This window comes from Mesorhizobium marinum (genome assembly GCF_040813675.1).
Lineage (GTDB): Bacteria > Pseudomonadota > Alphaproteobacteria > Rhizobiales > Rhizobiaceae > Mesorhizobium_K > Mesorhizobium_K marinum.
Window position 1 is genome coordinate 1,114,834 of record NZ_JBFOCI010000001.1, and the last position, 15,929, is coordinate 1,130,762.

At 66.2% G+C, this 15,929-nt stretch carries 16 protein-coding genes; 4 read left to right on the forward strand and 12 right to left on the reverse strand.

Annotated elements, in window-relative coordinates; all coding sequences use genetic code 11:
- Nucleotide 1: 1 nt before the first annotated feature.
- From ABUE31_RS05360 to ABUE31_RS05380, 5 genes are all read right to left on the reverse strand, one after another.
- The gene (locus ABUE31_RS05360; RefSeq protein ID WP_367722455.1) at nucleotides 2-1,852 is read right to left on the reverse strand and encodes a monovalent cation:proton antiporter-2 (CPA2) family protein; all 1,851 of its coding nucleotides are present in this window, start codon (nucleotides 1,850-1,852) and stop codon (nucleotides 2-4) included.
- Between the two features lie 130 nt (nucleotides 1,853-1,982).
- Nucleotides 1,983-2,537 (reverse strand): hypothetical protein, encoded by a 555-nt coding sequence (locus ABUE31_RS05365; protein WP_367722456.1) that lies wholly within the window; start codon nucleotides 2,535-2,537, stop codon nucleotides 1,983-1,985.
- Between the two features lie 112 nt (nucleotides 2,538-2,649).
- On the reverse strand, nucleotides 2,650-3,711 hold the full coding sequence (locus tag ABUE31_RS05370) for a YcjF family protein (protein WP_367722457.1): 1,062 nt from the start codon (nucleotides 3,709-3,711) through the stop codon (nucleotides 2,650-2,652).
- Nucleotides 3,708-5,174, reverse strand: coding sequence for a YcjX family GTP-binding protein (locus ABUE31_RS05375; RefSeq protein WP_367722459.1), 1,467 nt, complete (start codon nucleotides 5,172-5,174; stop codon nucleotides 3,708-3,710). Before ABUE31_RS05375 ends, ABUE31_RS05370 begins: the two co-directional genes overlap by 4 nt.
- A 67-nt stretch (nucleotides 5,175-5,241) precedes the next feature.
- Nucleotides 5,242-5,778, reverse strand: coding sequence for a SixA phosphatase family protein (locus ABUE31_RS05380; RefSeq protein WP_367722460.1), 537 nt, complete (start codon nucleotides 5,776-5,778; stop codon nucleotides 5,242-5,244).
- Nucleotides 5,779-5,994: 216 nt separating this feature from the next.
- Between ABUE31_RS05380 and dksA the strand changes: the two genes are divergently transcribed.
- Nucleotides 5,995-6,411, forward strand: a complete 417-nt coding sequence (gene dksA / locus ABUE31_RS05385; RefSeq protein ID WP_367722461.1) for an RNA polymerase-binding protein DksA — start codon at nucleotides 5,995-5,997, stop codon at nucleotides 6,409-6,411.
- Nucleotides 6,412-6,496: 85 nt separating this feature from the next.
- Here dksA and ABUE31_RS05390 read toward each other — a convergent pair whose 3' ends face one another.
- A complete protein-coding gene (locus ABUE31_RS05390; RefSeq protein WP_367722462.1) occupies nucleotides 6,497-7,312 on the reverse strand; it encodes a hypothetical protein in 816 nt (271 codons plus the stop codon).
- 291 nt (nucleotides 7,313-7,603) lie between these two features.
- On the opposite strand from ABUE31_RS05390, the gene cckA reads away from it, so the two are divergent.
- The 3 genes from cckA to ABUE31_RS05405 all read left to right on the forward strand — a co-directional run bounded on the left by cckA (nucleotide 7,604) and on the right by ABUE31_RS05405 (nucleotide 11,059).
- Complete coding sequence (cckA, locus tag ABUE31_RS05395; protein WP_367722463.1) at nucleotides 7,604-10,213, forward strand: cell cycle histidine kinase CckA; 2,610 nt, start codon at nucleotides 7,604-7,606, stop codon at nucleotides 10,211-10,213.
- Nucleotides 10,214-10,457: 244 nt separating this feature from the next.
- Nucleotides 10,458-10,637 carry a hypothetical protein gene (locus ABUE31_RS05400; RefSeq protein ID WP_367722464.1) on the forward strand — a complete coding sequence of 60 codons (180 nt, stop codon included), beginning with the start codon at nucleotides 10,458-10,460 and terminating at the stop codon, nucleotides 10,635-10,637.
- Between the two features lie 224 nt (nucleotides 10,638-10,861).
- The gene (locus ABUE31_RS05405; protein ID WP_367722465.1) at nucleotides 10,862-11,059 is read left to right on the forward strand and encodes a hypothetical protein; all 198 of its coding nucleotides are present in this window, start codon (nucleotides 10,862-10,864) and stop codon (nucleotides 11,057-11,059) included.
- A gap of 203 nt (nucleotides 11,060-11,262) precedes the next feature.
- Here ABUE31_RS05405 and ABUE31_RS05410 read toward each other — a convergent pair whose 3' ends face one another.
- From ABUE31_RS05410 to ABUE31_RS05435, 6 genes are all read right to left on the reverse strand, one after another.
- Nucleotides 11,263-12,084, reverse strand: a complete 822-nt coding sequence (locus ABUE31_RS05410) for a hypothetical protein (RefSeq protein WP_367722466.1) — start codon at nucleotides 12,082-12,084, stop codon at nucleotides 11,263-11,265.
- A 200-nt stretch (nucleotides 12,085-12,284) separates the two neighbouring features.
- Entirely contained in the window at nucleotides 12,285-13,277 is a 993-nt protein-coding gene (locus ABUE31_RS05415) for a TerC family protein (protein WP_367722467.1), read from the reverse strand.
- A 208-nt stretch (nucleotides 13,278-13,485) separates the two neighbouring features.
- Complete coding sequence (locus ABUE31_RS05420) at nucleotides 13,486-14,301, reverse strand: hypothetical protein (RefSeq protein WP_367722468.1); 816 nt, start codon at nucleotides 14,299-14,301, stop codon at nucleotides 13,486-13,488.
- 3 nt (nucleotides 14,302-14,304) lie between these two features.
- Entirely contained in the window at nucleotides 14,305-14,640 is a 336-nt protein-coding gene (locus tag ABUE31_RS05425; RefSeq protein ID WP_367722469.1) for a hypothetical protein, read from the reverse strand.
- A gap of 461 nt (nucleotides 14,641-15,101) precedes the next feature.
- On the reverse strand, nucleotides 15,102-15,434 hold the full coding sequence (locus ABUE31_RS05430) for a hypothetical protein (RefSeq protein WP_367722470.1): 333 nt from the start codon (nucleotides 15,432-15,434) through the stop codon (nucleotides 15,102-15,104).
- Nucleotides 15,434-15,922 carry a hypothetical protein gene (locus ABUE31_RS05435; RefSeq protein ID WP_367722471.1) on the reverse strand — a complete coding sequence of 163 codons (489 nt, stop codon included), beginning with the start codon at nucleotides 15,920-15,922 and terminating at the stop codon, nucleotides 15,434-15,436. The genes ABUE31_RS05430 and ABUE31_RS05435 overlap by 1 nt, the downstream gene beginning before the upstream one ends.
- Nucleotides 15,923-15,929 lie beyond the last annotated feature (7 nt).

The window sequence follows — 15,929 nt, forward strand, 5'->3', positions numbered from 1 at the left end:
GTCAGGCTCCTTCTTCGGCGGCGGCAGCGCCCCTGCCGCCCAGCGCGTCGGCCGCGCCTTCGTTCATCGCCTGGCCGGGGCGCCGGGGCGGCGTCAGCGGCGTCGGCGTCGGTTCCGGGATGTTGCCCTTCATCAGGCGTCGGCCGGCCTGCAGCCCGCCGGAGATCTGCAGTTCCAGCCGCTCGGCGTCGCGGCGCCGCACGTCGGCGATGACTTCGGCGACCTCGGCCTCGTCGACGCCGAGCTTTTCCAGCGTCGCGCCGCCGAAGAGCAGGGCGGACTCGAAGGTCTCGCGGATCTGGAAATCGACGCCGACATTCATCAGCCCGATCGCCGCGCCGCGGTCATAGGCGCGCGCCAGAACCGGTATCAACGGAAACTCGGCCTTCACATGCTCGGCGATCCTGACGGCGGTCTCGGCCTTGTCGACGCAGATCAGCACGGCGCGGGCGCGGCCGGCGCCGGCCGCATGCAGGATGTCGAGGCGGGTACCGTCGCCGTAGTAGACCTTGAAGCCGAAATCGGCGGCGGCCTGGATCATCTCGACGTCGTTGTCGATGATCGACACGTCGACGCCGCGCAGCAGCAGGGGCTGGCTGACGATCTGCCCGAAGCGGCCGAAGCCGATGATGAGCACGCTGCTGTCCAGCCCGTCGGCCACTTCGACGCCTTCCAGCGACTGCTCGTCCTTCGGCATGACGGCGCGCAAGGCGATGATGGCGAAGGGAGTGAGGATCATCGAGACGATGATGATGGCGGTGAGGATGGCGTTGGCCTCGCCGTCGATGATGCCGACCCCGGTCGCGGCGCTGTAGAGGACGAAGGCGAACTCGCCGCCCTGCGCCATCACGACGGCGCGGTCGAGCGCGTCGCGGTGGCTGGAGCGGAAGCGGGCGACCACGTAGATGCCGACCGCCTTCATGACCATGTAGGCGACGACGTAGATCGCCACCAGGTGCCAGTTCTCCGCGACCACCGCGAGATCGAGCGACATCCCGACCGCCATGAAGAACAGGCCGAGCAGGATGCCGCGGAAGGGCTCGACGTCGGCCTCGAGCTGGTGCCGGAAGGTCGATTCGGAAAGCATGACGCCAGCCAGGAAGGCGCCCATCGCCATCGACAGGCCGCCAAGCTGCATGGCGAGGGCCGAGCCGAGCACCACCAGCAACGCAGCGGCGGTCATCACCTCGCGCGCCCTGGAATCGGCGAGGACCCGGAACAGCGGGTTGAGCAGGTAGCGGCCGGCAAGGACCAGGCCGACGATGGAAGCCACGCCGATCGCGACGTCGACGAGCCGCTCCGACAGGGTGACTTCGGTGGCCGATGGCGCGAGGAAGGCGACGAGCGCCAGCAGCGGCACGATCATCAGGTCCTCGAACAGGAGGATCGAGACCATGCGCTGGCCGCGCGGCGAGGAGACTTCGCCGCGCTCCTCGAGAATCTGCATGACGACCGCCGTGGATGTCAGCACGAAGCCGGCGCCGGCGACGAAGGCGACGTTGAGCGGGAAGCCGCCGATCACGCCGACCAGCGTGAGGAGAAGCGCGCAGAAACCGACCTGCGCCGTGCCGAGCCCGAAGATCTGCTGCCTGAGGCCCCAGAGCCGCGACGGCTGCATTTCCAGGCCGATGATGAACAGGAACATGACGACGCCGAGTTCGGCGACGTGGAGGATCGCCTCGGGCTCTGAGAAGATGCGCAGGCCGAACGGGCCGATCACCAGGCCGGCGGCGAGATAGCCGAGGATGGAGCCGAGCCCCATGCGCTTGAAGATCGGCACCGCGACGACGCCGGCCGTCAGCAGCGCCACCACCTGGATCAGTTCGCTGCCCGTTGCTGCCTCTGCCGCCATGCGTCATCCCGTTGCGCAAGATCCGCCGCGCCCGATGCGGCGACGGCATTGGCGTCGACAATAGGTTCTCGCCGGGCGGTGGAACAGCCCGAATCAGGAGAAGAAGTTCGCTGGCTGGGAGAGCCCGGCGCTACTGCCGGGCGATGGCGCCGACCGCCATGTCGTCCATGCGCTTCAGGCTCATGCCGATCACCGGAACCATCGAGTCCTCGACCTTGACGGAGATCGTCACGTTCATCGTGTCGGCGTTCGCCAGGCGCGCCTGCATGATGCCGCGCAGGTCGTTGCGGTGGATCGAGAAGACCACCTTCTGGTCGTTGACGACGTTGCCGGAGGTGATGTCGAGGCCGGACCCGGCGGCGCCGTCCATGAACTGGCCCTTGTAGCCGTTACCCTTGCTCTGGATCACGCTTGCCGACATCTTCTGCATGAACACGCCGACGCGGCAGCCGCCGTCGAGGGCCATGCCGAGCTTCTTCGCCGGGGTCGTGCCGGCGAAGGTGCAATTGAACTTGGTGCCCTTGTACTTGCCGGCGACGATCTCGCCACCACCCGCCCAGGTTCCTTCCATCGACTGGAAGAGCTGGCGGTCGCGCTCACCAGCGGACGCCGGCCCAGCCAGCATCAGTGCAGTCGCGAGCGACGCGGCAAGCGGCGCGAATCGGTTGGGTTTTGCAGGCTTCATCGAAGGGTACCCGGCTACGCTAGGGAATGAAGAACGACCTGCCGGAACCATGCCGAGAAATGGTTAATGGAACGTCTATCGCGGGCCGTCGCGCGGGCCGGCGGGCACCGCCTCAGGCCGTGCTGCCGGTCGCCTTGGCGCGCGTGAACGAGGCGAGCGCGGTCAGGAAATCCGTCATTCCTGGGCGCTTCAGCGCGGTGAAGGGCAAGGGGCGGGCGACGTCCATCGCGGCGACCCCGATGCGCGCCGTCATCATGCCGTTGACGACGCCTTCGCCGAGCTTGGCCGAAAGCCGCGCCGCAAGGCCCTGGCCGACAACCTGGTGGACAAAATCGTCGCCGGCGGCAATCGCGCCGGTCACGGCCAGGTGCGCGAGCACGCCCCGCGCGAGGCGGATGAAGCCCAGCGTTCCCGGGCGTCCGCCGTAGAGTTCGGCGAGGCGACGAACAAGACGGCCGGCCTCGAACACCACATAGGCCAGGTCGACCAGGGCGCGCGGGCTGACCGCGGTCACGATCGAGACGCGCTTGGCGGCGTCAAGGATCATGGTGCGGGCCCGTTCGTCGAGCGGGCCGAGCAGTTCGGTCTCGGCGATCCGGATGAGGTCGGCGCCGTCGATGATGTCGTTGCTCAGGCTTGCGAGCGCGCGCCGTCCGGCGGCGGTCTCCGGCTTGTCCGAGACGAGTGCGGTCAGTTCGGCGACGACCTTGCGGGCCGCCTTGGGATCGTCGCGCGTGACCGCGTCGAGCGCCTTGGCGCGCAACCGTTCGACCGAGGCGAGGCGCGCCACGGCCAGCGCCTCGCGCGCCAGAAGCAGGAAAAGCGCCAGCGCTCCGAGGATCGCCAGCCCGGCGGCGAGCCACCCAAGCCACTCGTTCCGCTGGAACAACTCGCGCACGAGAGCGTCCAGCCACAGGCCGACGGCCAGGGAAATCAGCGCGCCGAACGCCCCGACGACGATTCGCCCCAGCCAGGAGCCGCGCCGCGGCGCGGTCGGCGGCAGCGGGACGTCGTCCGGCGGATGGTCGAAGACGTCGATTTCCGCAGGCGTCACGACGACGGCCGTCCTGTCGACCGCCCGCGGCTTCCTGGCCGGCGCGTCGGACAGGCCCGCCTGCTGTTCGGCGTCCTCCGTCTTGATGCGGAAGGCGGCGGGTTTCCTCGGTGCGCTCATGCGAGTCTGTCTCCGATGAGGAACTGCAGCGCACGGTCGAGGCGGATATGCGGCAGCGAGAGCTTCAGCCCGGCAGCGTCGCGTTCGAGCTTCGGAGGGCGGAAGCGGACGAAGCGAATGGGTGGCGCCAATTGCCTGTCGCCGTCTTCAAAGATTGAATCGAGATTCGCCGGCAAGTCACCGGGAAATATTGCGGTTTCCGTCTTGCCGTCGAAGGTCTCGCCATCGATGGTTTCGCCCTTCAGCGGAACGCCCATGATGACCGGCAGGGTTTCCCGGCCCTGCTTGACGGTCCCCTCGCGCGTGGCGCGCACCGCCGACATCGCCAGCACGTCGACCAATGCGCCTGAAAAGTCCGCGCGGGTGATCGCGCGGTCGGCCAGCCTTCGCACGATCGCCTGCAGCCGGTCATGGCTCTCGTGGTGCAGGTGGTCGGCCTTGGTCGCCGTGATCAGGATGCGGTCGATGCGGCGCGAAAAGATGTCGGTGACGATGTTGCCCCGGCCGGGGCGGAAACAGGCGAGGATCTCGGTCAGGGCCCGCTCGAGGTCGGCGACCGCGCCGGCTCCCGCGTTCAGCGCCTGCATCGCGTCGATCAGCACGATCTGCCGGTCGAGGCGCGTGATGTGTTCGCGGAAGAAGGGTTTTACGACATGCGCCTTGTAGGCCTCGTATCGCCGCTCCATCATCGCCTGCAGCGAACCCGAACGCGCCCGGCCGTCGGCGAGACGCGGCAGCGGCGCGAAGGTGAGCGCCGGCGATCCGTCGAGGTCGCCGGGCATCAGGAAGCGGCCCGGCGGAAGCGTGGACAGCGCCCGCTCGTCGAGCTTGCAGGCCCTGAGATACGCGGTGAAGCTCTCGGCCAGCCTGCGCGCGACCATCTCGTCCGCGTCGGAGGCGGGATCGGCTGTGTCCGCGACCCGCCGCCAGTCCTCGGACAGCGCTGTCCGCACCGGCAGGGTGGCCAGTTCGAAGGCGTCGCGCGAGAACTCGCTGTAGCTCTTTCCGAGCAGGGGCAGGTCGAGCAGCCACTCGCCCGGATAGTCGACGATGTCGACCGACAGCCTGCCGCTCGAGAACATGCGGTTCCAGCCCGAGGCCGACTCGAACTCGATGGTCAGGCGCAGTTCCGAAATTGCCCGCGTCGAGTCGGGCCATGTGCGATCGTCGACCAGTGCGGCGACATGGTCCTCGTACTGGAAGCGCGGCACAGCGTCGTCGGGCTGTTCCTCGAGGAATGCGCGTGCGATGCGCCCGGACTTCTGCGCGTCGAAGAGCGGCAGGCGCCCGCCATGGATCAGGTTGTGGACCAGCGCGGAAATGAAGACCGTCTTGCCGGCGCGCGACAGCCCTGTCACGCCGAGGCGGAGCGAGGGCGACTGGAAGATGGACGAAGCCCGACTGGACAACGTGTCGAGCGCAATTCTCGCTTCGTCGGTGAAGGTCGTCAGCGAAGTCGCCAAACTCGGTCCTCGGGCTGCGGAGTCCGGATATAGGCAATGCAGGGCGGCATTGGAATGGCGGGAGCGGTCAGCCCCGGGCCGGCGCGTGGAAGGCCTCGAGGTAGCCCGCGCCAGGGGCCGCGTTGGCGAGGCCGCCCCTGAAGGCGATCACGGCGAGGCCGGATGTCGGGAACCCTGCGCCAAGCGCCGCTTGCGCCTCGGGCTCGCCGTCGCCCGAAATAGCGCTGGCGAGGTCTTCCATCATGGGATTGTGGCCGATCACGAGAATCGAGCCGCTGGCTGCGTTCTGCTGGATCAGCGCGAGATAGCCGGCGGCGTCCTCGCTGTAGAGCTTTTCGCAGAAGATCACCCGGCCGGTGTCGGCCTGTCCCGCTATGCCCTCGAGCGTCTGGCGGGCGCGAACCGCCCCCGAACACAGCGTGATGTCGGGAACGTAGCCTTCCTCGCGCATCGCCGCGCCGAGCGCTTCGGCATCGGCATGACCGGTGGCGTCGAGCGGCCGGTCGAAGTCACGCATTCCCGGCAGGGCCCAGCCGGCTTTCGCATGGCGAAGGAGGAAGAGCCTGCTTGCCGATCCGCTTCCCTGCTTTGTGTTGCCAGTCATGATCGCCATTTAGCCATGCGGCGCGCCGGCGCAACAGGGCCGGCGACGTTGAAATTTCGCGCGGCCGAATGACGCTGCGGAAGCCATTCGCCTGCATAGCAAATGGCACGCGCCTTGCTTTTGACAATTGCGTGAGGCGTTCGCCAAATATGCTTGTGCGGCTATGGCGGCCCGAATATATAGGCGCCCAAAAAAGGGTAATGTGGGGTGAGTCGAATGAACGATATCGTTACTTCCGATTACGTGCCCTCTGACGACGAGCCGTTCATGAACGAGCGGCAGAGGTCATATTTTCGCGCCAAGCTGATCGCCTGGAAGAACGATATCCTTCGAGAAGCCCGCGAAACTCTGGAAATCCTGCAGCAGGAAAACGCAAACCATCCCGACCTCGCGGATCGCGCGTCGTCGGAAACCGATCGTGCCATCGAACTGCGCGCCCGCGACCGTCAGCGCAAGCTCATCGCCAAGATCGATTCGGCTCTGCAGCGCATCGAGGAGGGCACCTACGGCTATTGCGAGGAGACCGGCGAGCCGATCGCGCTGAAGCGTCTCGACGCGCGACCGATTGCAACCTTGTCGATCGAAGCGCAGGAACGCCATGAGCGGCGCGAGAAAGTCTACCGCGACGATTGACCAGTTCGTCGGCACAGTGACCAAGGAAGCGGCTCAAGGCCGCTTTTTTGTTGCCTGACTATTGTTGCCTGGTCGTGCTGTCCGGTCAGCGCTTGGTGCTGGTCAGTTCGCCGAGCAGCTTGGTCATCTCGTCGTCGAGCGTCATCTCGACCGGCTGCGGCATGCTTTTCGGAGGCTCCGGATCGAAGGTCACCTCCAGTTCCCTGAGCAGTGCGTCGTCGAGTTCGCTGACCGGGGCAGGCGCCGGGCTCATCCTCGACGGCGACAGGGGTGCGGCGGCCATTGAAGACGCCGGAAGCCTTGCGGAAGGCGAGCGCGACATCGGAGCCTGTTCGCGCACGGGCTGCCGGGCCGGCGTGTGGCGCGGGGCCGGCTGACGGGCCGGCGCGCGCTCCGGCAGCCTTGGCGGCTGGGCGTGCGCAACCCTCTCGGGCTGGCGTGCCGGCTGCGGCGCTCCGCCCCGGATGGGCAGGGGCGGCAACTGCGCCGGTTCGGGCGCGCGCGGGCGCGGGGCCGGCGGGGGAGCGGTCGGCAGCGGGGGAAGCGCCTGCACCTGCTCCTCGACGTCGCTGTCGCCGAATACCGACTGCGTCCTGCGTCCGGCCGACAGGCGGATTTCGCGCTCGACCACGACGTCGGTCGGGCCGCCGATCAGAAGCAGGTGCTCGATGTCGTCGCGGCGGACCAGCACCAGCCTGCGGTGGCTGTCGACGGCGGTCGCGTCCATGACGGCGAGGCGTGTCTTGCGGTTGCGTCCGCCGGCGACGAAGGTCCCGAACGTCATGCTGCGGACGAAGCGGATGACGACCAGCACGATGACCAGCAGTATCAGGGCGGCGAGCGTCCAGATCACCGCCGTAGCGAATCCGGGGCCGCCCACGCCTGCGAACCAATCGCTCATCGCATTCCTCGTTGCCGCAACAGGACCGGCGAAGTCGCGTCGGTATGCACCTTCACCGCTCCATTTCGTCGTTGAATTGTCAGAATGGCCCGATTCTGGTCGGACATGTAAGCGCGCGACAGTAAACCCGGACAGCAGGCATCCGCAAGTTGCCTTTCCGCCAGCGTTTTTCCCGTCAGGCCCAAAACTTGGCGATTTATGGGCGCATTTGGGCGCAAGACCTTTTCCCGCCTGTGAGAATGTGATTCAACCGGCCAGCGGCAGGGGAGCCGCCTTCGGGAATCAGTATTGATGGCACGACAGCCGCGCGGCGACTTCTATCCGTTACCTATCGTCGACCAGAACACGCGTCCCGGCGCCGTTACCCGCCTCATCGTCTTCATCGTCGTGCTGACCGGCGCGGCCATCGTGTTCGGCATCTTCCGCGAAAGGCTGGGCGATCCTTTCCTGCTCGGCATGCTGGGCGTGCTGGCGATGATCGGCGTCGGCTACCTGTTCGCCACGGCGATCGGCTTCGTGCAGATCGCGCCGCGCTCGACTACCGACGAACTCTCCAAGGCCTTCGTCGATTCGACGCCGCAGGGGCTGGTCGTCACCGATACCAAGGGGCGTGTCGTCTATGCCAACAAGGCCTATGGCGACATGACCGGTGCGTCGTCGGCCGCCGACATCCGCACCGTCGAGAACCTGCTGTCGGACGTCCCCGAGGCGTCCTCCGTCGTCTACCGCATCGCGTCGGGCCTGCGCGACGGCATCGCCGGCGACGGCGAGTTCCGGCTGTCGCAGGCCATCCGGCCCGGCTCCGAGCCCGGCGCGCGCTGGTACAGGGTCGGCGCGCGCGCCTTCAACGCGCCCGGCCAGAGGCAGCCGCTGCTCGCCTGGCAGCTCGACGACATCTCGCGCGAGCGCGCCGAACAGGAGCGCTTCTTCCTCGACCTGCAGAAGGCGATCGACCACCTCGACCACGCGCCGGCCGGCTTCTTCGCGGCCGATCAGGAGGGGCGCGTCACCTACATCAACGCGACGCTTGCCGAGTGGCTGGGCATCGACCTTGCGAGCTTCACGCCGGGCGCCATCGCGCTGACCGAGATCGTGGCCGGCGACGGCATGGCACTGATCCGCTCCGTACGCGCCGACCCCGGCACGACGCGCAACGCCGTGATCGACCTCGACCTCGAGACGACAACCGGCGAGGCGCTGCCGGTGCGCTTCATGCACCGCGTGTCGGCGAGCCGCGACGGCGTGGCCGGGCCGAGCCGCACCATCGTGCTCAACCGCGCCGAGGGCGAGGACGCCTCGGCCGCGCTGCGGGCCTCGGAAGTGCGCTTCACGCGGTTCTTCAACTCGACGCCGATGGCGATCGCCGGCGTCGACCTGCAGGGCCGCATCGTGCGCACCAACGCGCCGTTCCTCTCGCTGTTCGCCAGCGTGGTCGATCGCGACGCCGTCGACCACAAGGTGCGGCTCGACACGGTGATCCACGAGCGCGACCGCCAAGCCTTCGCGGCGGCGCTCGAGAAGGCGCGGCTGAGGCAGGCCGACATCGCGCCGATCGACACGGTGCTGCCCAACAACGAGGAGCGGCACATCCGCTTCTACGTCAACGCCGTTGCCGAGGGCACCGGCGGCGAGGGCGCCGAGGAGGCGGCGATCGTCTATGCCGTCGATACCACCGAGCAGAAGGCGCTCGAGGGGCAGATGGCGCAGAGCCAGAAGATGCAGGCGGTGGGCCAGCTTGCCGGCGGCATCGCGCACGACTTCAACAACGTGCTGACGGCCATCATCATGGCGTCGGACCTGCTGCTCACCAACCACCGGCCGTCGGACCCGTCGTTCCCCGACATCATGAACATCAAGCAGAACGCCAACCGCGCTGCGTCGCTGGTGCGCCAGCTGCTGGCCTTCTCGCGCAAGCAGACGCTGCGCCCCGAGGTGCTGAACCTGACCGACGTGCTGGCCGACCTCAGGATGCTCCTGGCCCGGCTGGTCGGCAACCAGATCAAGCTCAAGGTCGATCACGGCCGCGACCTGTGGCCGGTCAAGGTCGACATCGGCCAGTTCGAGCAGGTGGTGGTGAACCTCGCCGTCAATGCGCGCGACGCGATGCCCGAGGGCGGAGAGCTGACGGTACGCACCAAGAACGTGACCGCCGAAGAGGCGAAGGCCTACGGCTACCGCGAGATGGTGGCGGCCGACTACGTGCTGGTCGAGGTCGAGGACGACGGAACCGGCATCCCGCCCGAGGTGCTGAAGAAGATCTTCGAGCCGTTCTTCACGACCAAGGAGGTGGGCAAGGGCACCGGGCTCGGCCTGTCGATGGTCTACGGCATCATCAAGCAGACCGGCGGTTTCATCTACTGCGACTCCGAGGTCGGTCGGGGCACCACGTTCCGCATCTTCCTGCCGCGCCATGTGGCGGAGGCCGCGGCGCTGGCGGAAAGCCAGACGCCCGAACCCGGAGATGCCGCGCAGGGGCCCGCAGCCCCGGCCGCCGCAGCCGGCAAGGCCGACGCGGTGCGCGACCTCTCGGGCTCGGCTACGGTGCTGCTCGTCGAGGACGAGGACGCGGTGCGCATGGGCGGCGTGCGGGCGCTCACCTCGCGCGGCTACACCGTGCACGAGGCCTCGTCCGGCGTGGAGGCGCTGGAAATCTACGCCGAGCTCGAAGGCAAGGTCGACATCGTGGTTTCCGACGTTGTGATGCCCGAGATGGACGGGCCGACGCTGCTCGGCGAACTGCGCAAGCTGAGGCCGGACATCAAGTTCGTGTTCGTGTCGGGCTATGCCGAGGATGCGTTCGCCAAGAACCTGCCGGCCGACGCGAAGTTCGGCTTCCTGCCCAAGCCGTTCTCGCTGAAGCAGCTGGCGACGGTGGTGAAGGAAGTGCTGGAGAAGGACTGAAGGCGCTGCCGTCCTGACCGCGCCCGTTCCTCCAGCCGGCCCGTCTGCAGCGCGGCGTTAATCAAATTTTAGGCATATGTGCTACGCTTGGCCTCGACCAGTGAGTCGAGCGTTCGGGCGCGCAAGCGCCGGGTTCCGGGTAGGGCCGGCCGCCTGCGGGGCGACAAGTTCCACGCAAGCAACGCGCCCCAGAGTGTTCCTTCAATCTGTCGTTCAGCGTTGAGCCAACGAACGGGGACAGTTCATGGATCACTACGTCGAAGACAACGCCAAGCGCCGGCTGACCGACCGGCTGGACATCCTGATGGCGATCAACATCCTCCGAAAGGAGGGGTACGACCACGAGGACCTGGTGCGCGAGATCATCCGCATCTTCTACATCGACCTCGACGAGTACAACGACATCATCAGCAAGGCGGCCTGACCCGCCGGAACGGCGGCGGGCGCACTCCGCCGGCTTGCGAGGGCGCGGGCGCGCTCCTGCCCCGGGCGATCGGCGCAAACCGGCCCGCGATTGAGGTTCAATAGATTCAACGGCTTGCAAGGAGAAGTTGTCCACATCCTGCAAGGAATCCGAAACCACGTCGCTTAAGCGGGAAACAATCTTCGTTTCATACGTTTCATGGGCGTCACGTTCGGAGAAGTTCGATGCGCACCATGCTGACCGTCGCCGCGCTGGCGCTTTTCGCCGTCAGTACCGGATGGCTCGAGATGGCGAATGCCCGCCACCGTCCGATCACCGCCCTGCCGCCCGCGATGGGCGATTTCGGGCAGGCGGCCATCGACCGCACCGACACGTCGTCGATCCCGGAGGGGCATTCCGGCGAATTGAGAGCCCTGCGCTGAGGGTCCAGCGCTGAGGGACTGCACGGCAAGCCCGGCTGAACCCGGTCCGCGAACCGCCCTGCCTGAACAGGGAAATACCCCCAAGACTTCTCCGACATCTGTCTCTCCCGTTGGGAACAGCCCGAGCGCCATCGTCGCCTCGTCCTGCATTTCGGCAGCGCGGCGCTTCCGTTCGTTGCGTTCGGCAAGGGCGGATGGCGGCGTCATGACGTGTCCGGCTGCTCCAGCGCCCAGAAGGCGAGGCCGTGGACGACGCCCAGAACGTCGTGCACCGCGTGGCGCGACCGGCGGCGCGCGCCGGGCGGACTGCCGGGGCGCAGGGGCCAGACGCGGCGAACGGGGGAGGCGGCGCGACCCTTTTTCCCTGGCGCGCCGTCGGGCGCGCGCGAAATATCCGCGCCCCGCGCCCGCCAGCGCGCAAAACGTCTCGCCTCGCGCGGCAGGTCGTCGAGAGCGCGCGCCAGCGCGCCGAGGCGCAGGGCAAGACGGGTGGCGTCGATCGGATCGTCGGGCGCGGGCGCGCGCGGGAGCGGAACCGGCCGGGTCAGGCCGGGGACGGAGATGCGCGGGAATCCGCTGGCCGGCCTCGGCGCCTGATGCCAGCGAGGCAGCCGGTCGGCGAGCGGCAGGCAGGGACGCGCGGCGCGGGCGGCGGCGACGCGTTGCGGCAGCACGATGCCGTTGCGCAGGATCGACGGCGCGGGTCTTGGCCTTCGCGGCCGCGCCGGCGGCAGGGCGACGACGAGCCCCCGCGCGGCCACGACGATCAGCCGCCGCACGGCGGATTCGGCCGGGCGCAGGAGGCGCAGGATGGCGCGGTGGAGATGGCGGGGGAGCGTCGTGGGGCGGGCGCACGAACACTCTTCGCCAGGTTCGGCCGGCGGCCCGGCCTTGCCTCTCGAGGCCGAACCGTCCTCTCCCGCAAGGAGGGAGGAAAAGCCGGCGGGCCCGGCCATGGCGACCAGCATGGCCAGCACCTGCTTCAGCGCCGCGCGATGTTTCTCGATTGCAGCATTCCAGTCCATCGACGCCTTCCCCGATCCAGACGCCGCCATTGTCGCCGGGGACCGGAGGGTGTGGACAAACGGGCGTGGATTTTCTGGACGAGGCGCGGCGCAAAGCAAGGCGGCGGATTGAGGCGCCGGCGCTGCGGCCAGCACCCCTCAGCCGACCTCGCTTCGCTCGGCCACCTTCTCCCGCAGGGGGAGAAGGGAGAGCCGCCGCATCAATGCCCGCCGGCCGGTTCCTTTTCCTCGCCGCGCGTCTTCCACAGCGAGTAGAGGATGCCGATGGCGATCAGGCCGAACGTGACGCCCAGGCTGAGCGCGGGCGGGAATTTTCCGCCTTCGAGCAGGAAGTCCGACACGAAGATCTTCGCGCCGATGAACACCAGCACGGCCGCCAGCGCGTATTTCAGGTGGTGGAAGCGGTGCACCATGGCGGCGAGCGCGAAATAGAGCGCGCGCAGGCCGAGGATGGCCATGATGTTCGACGTGTAGACGATGAACGTGTCGGTGGTGATCGCGAAGATCGCCGGCACGCTGTCGACGGCGAACACGATGTCGGCGAGGTTGATGACGACCAGCGCCAGGAACAGCGGGGTGGCAGCGGTCACCATCCTGCCGGTCTTTCGATCCGCCACCTTCACGAAGAAGCGCTGCCCGTGATGCTCGCGCGTCACCCGCATGCGGTTCGAGATGAAGCGGATGGCGGCGTTGTTTTCGATATCGATGTGGTCGTCGCCGGCGAAGAACATCTTCACGCCGGTGAAGATCAGGAAGGCGGCGAAGACGTAGAGCATCCAGTAGGCCTGCTGGATGAGGGCCGCGCCGCCTGCGATCATCAGGCCGCGCAGCACGATCACCGCGACGATGCCCCACAGGAGCGCCCGGTACTGGTATTTTCGAGGAATCGCGAAATAGCCGAAGATCAGGCTGATGACGAACACGTTGTCGAGCGACAGCGCCTTCTCGATGAAGAAGCCGGTGTAGTACTGCATGGCCGGCTCCGCGCCGCGCGCATGCCAGACCCAGGCGCCGAATATGATGGCGACGGTGATGTAGAAGACGGAGAGCTTCAGGCTCTCGGCGATGCCCATCTCGCGGTCCTCCTTGTTGAGGAAGCCGAGATCGAACGCGGTCAGCGCGACCACGAGGGCGAGGAAGGCAAGCCAGAACCATGCCGGCGTGCCGAGCCAGTCAATGAACAGGAATTCCAAGGAAATGCTCCTCTCGATGGTTGGATCGATCGGAACGAAAGGACGTGGCCAGCCACCGGGAGATGGGTCGTGACAGCATCGGACCGTTCCGATGCGGCCGACATCACGAGGGCAAGAAGCTCCCGCCAGAGGGGCCCGGTCCGCTGAGGTGGGACTTAGCGCGGACGCGGGGAGGTTTCAACGGGGGGAGGGGTGGTTTTTCGGGGGGCTAGGGTTTGCGGCCCCACGACTGTACGAAGTCCGCTATCATCGGCATGACCTCCGGTTCGGCGGTCGCCCGCTTCAGCACCACACCAGCGTCGTCTAAGGCAGAAACTTCGACGGCAACGCCCTCGGCGTCCACTGCAAGTGCGCCGACAATCTCCACGGGAGCGGCAAGGATGTAACGCTCGGCGGCATCGAGCGCGCGCATGAGGTTTTCGCGGATCAGCGCGGCGGTCCAGCCAGCCGGCAGACCGCGAACCGTGTCGTACTGCTCGTCCGCGATTGACAGGCCGCGCCGCCTCATCTCATCGATGACCCGCTGCGGCGAGAAGTGAGGGGGCTTGCCGGACGCGGCCATGACGAGAGGGCCGAGCGGGCACATGTTCTGCTCGATCATGACGAGATCGACGAAATCCCTCGGCTTGGTGCGGGACGACGCTGCCAGAACCTTGTTGACGGCAAGGTCGGCTGAATGCAGCCGGGCACCCCATTCCTCGTCGCGGATCAGCGGGAAGAAGCGGTTGCGCGTCTCGCTCATCCACTGGATCAGCGTGCCCTCGTCGTTCTTCAGGACGGTGGCCTCGACGCAGCCATAGACCTCGACATCGACATGGACCCGGTAGCCCGCCGAACGCAGCGTCTCGATGTCGCGCTGCGCGGACGCGCCGATCTCCTCGTCGGTGTCGTGGAAGATATCGACATCGTCAGACACGCGCGGCCAGTCCCGGTTCAGCACGATGCCGCCTGCGACATAACTCGTGTCGGAGCGGTTGGCCGCCAGGCGCCTGACGATGCCTTTCTGGACTTCGGTAAGGGCCATCGCTCATGCCTCCAGTTCGGCGAGGATCTGGCGCCCCATCGCAAAGGCCCTTGCATCGCCGCGTTCCATGAGCGCGCGCGCGACGACGGCCCCCTGCTTGAGCGGGTCGGAGATGCGCCCGAGGTCAATGTTGTCGAGCAGGCGCACGGGATATTGCTCGATGGCTTTCGCGCAGATGCCGGCGACGCGCTGCTTGCGGTCGCGGTGGGCGCTGCGCATGGCCGCGGCTTCCGCCACGATCGCATCGCGCTTCGAGGCAGGGACCAGAACCTCCACCCGCACCAGGTCGGATGCCCCGCCCGTTTCACGGTATTTGCGAACGCGATCCCGAACAGCCATCGTACATCTCCTTCGGGCAGAAGATAGGCGTGTCCCGGTTACGCGTCAATTCATATCCCGGTTACGCATCGGCCGGCTACTGCACCCGTCTTCCATCCGCATCGATCACCACGTCGCCTGGGTTTTGGTAGATGGTGATGGGCATGGCAGTGTTCCGCGAAGCACCGGCTTCCTACCAGCCGCGCCGACCGGCCGCCATTTCGAAAAGCGCCGAGGCCTCGGCCCTCCCTTCTCCCCTTGAGGGAGAAGGTGGATCGGCGCTTGCGCCGAGACGGATGAGGGGTAGGTCGGCGCGAGGTTACCCCTCATCCGACCTCACCTGCGCTGCGCTTCGGCTCGGCCACCTTCTCCCGCAAGGGGAGAAGGGAGGGTTCTACCCGCATGCCGCGCGCTGGCGGCGCCTTCAGATATTCAAGGACGGTTGGCTTCTCGTCGGACTGCAGATCATCAAGAGCTTTCGCTTACGACTTAGAAAGTTCGTTAAGAATGTCGTTGATCACGCGGTCCGCGCCGAGCGCATTTCTTCTTGCCATCTCATGGAGGTCGCGCATCCCTTCGAAAGCGCTTTCTATTCCATCTTGCGATAAAGAGACATCGGTAAAAGACTCGACTACACTTCCGTTTTCATTGAATATGCTTACTAAGTAGTCTTCTCTTTGAGTCCTTATAAGGATGCTGTTGTTGCCAATTTGAGTTACGTAAGCGTCTGCGCTGGGTCCTTGTTCCCAAGAAAGCACTCCGGACTGTGTCTTTGTGACCAATAGTCCGAGAAGTTGAGCCATCTGTCTCGACATTACCGGTCTCCGCTTACTTTCATTCTGCTAGTTATTGTAACTATATCATCAGATATTTGTATCAGTGATTTTGTATATTTACTTCTTTTCGTTACTATCACCTCATTTGAGGAATCTGCTAAATCCAGCTCCAATTCTGTAAAAAAGGTCAGAGTCTTTTGGATCTTCGCCTGATCAGATGTTTCAAGGTTTGGATGGCTTTCTCGAGCTGCGATGAGTGACTTTCTCGCTTGGTCAAAAAGATTGGGAAGACGGTCGAATGAGCCACTCCGGAATGTATCCTTGATTTCATCAACTGTTTTGGCAACGGACGCAAAGCTAATTAGGCTGTCCAGTCTGCCAATTCCATCTTTTGCGAGCTTAGCCGCATCTCGCGCGCTTTCGGCCGCTGTGGTGGTCTTCCTTATCTGTGCTAACGCAATCCAGAAGCCGCCGACGGAGACCGCTAGTCCTACCAGCCCTATCACGTCAGAGAAGGAGACAGTCATCCTTGCC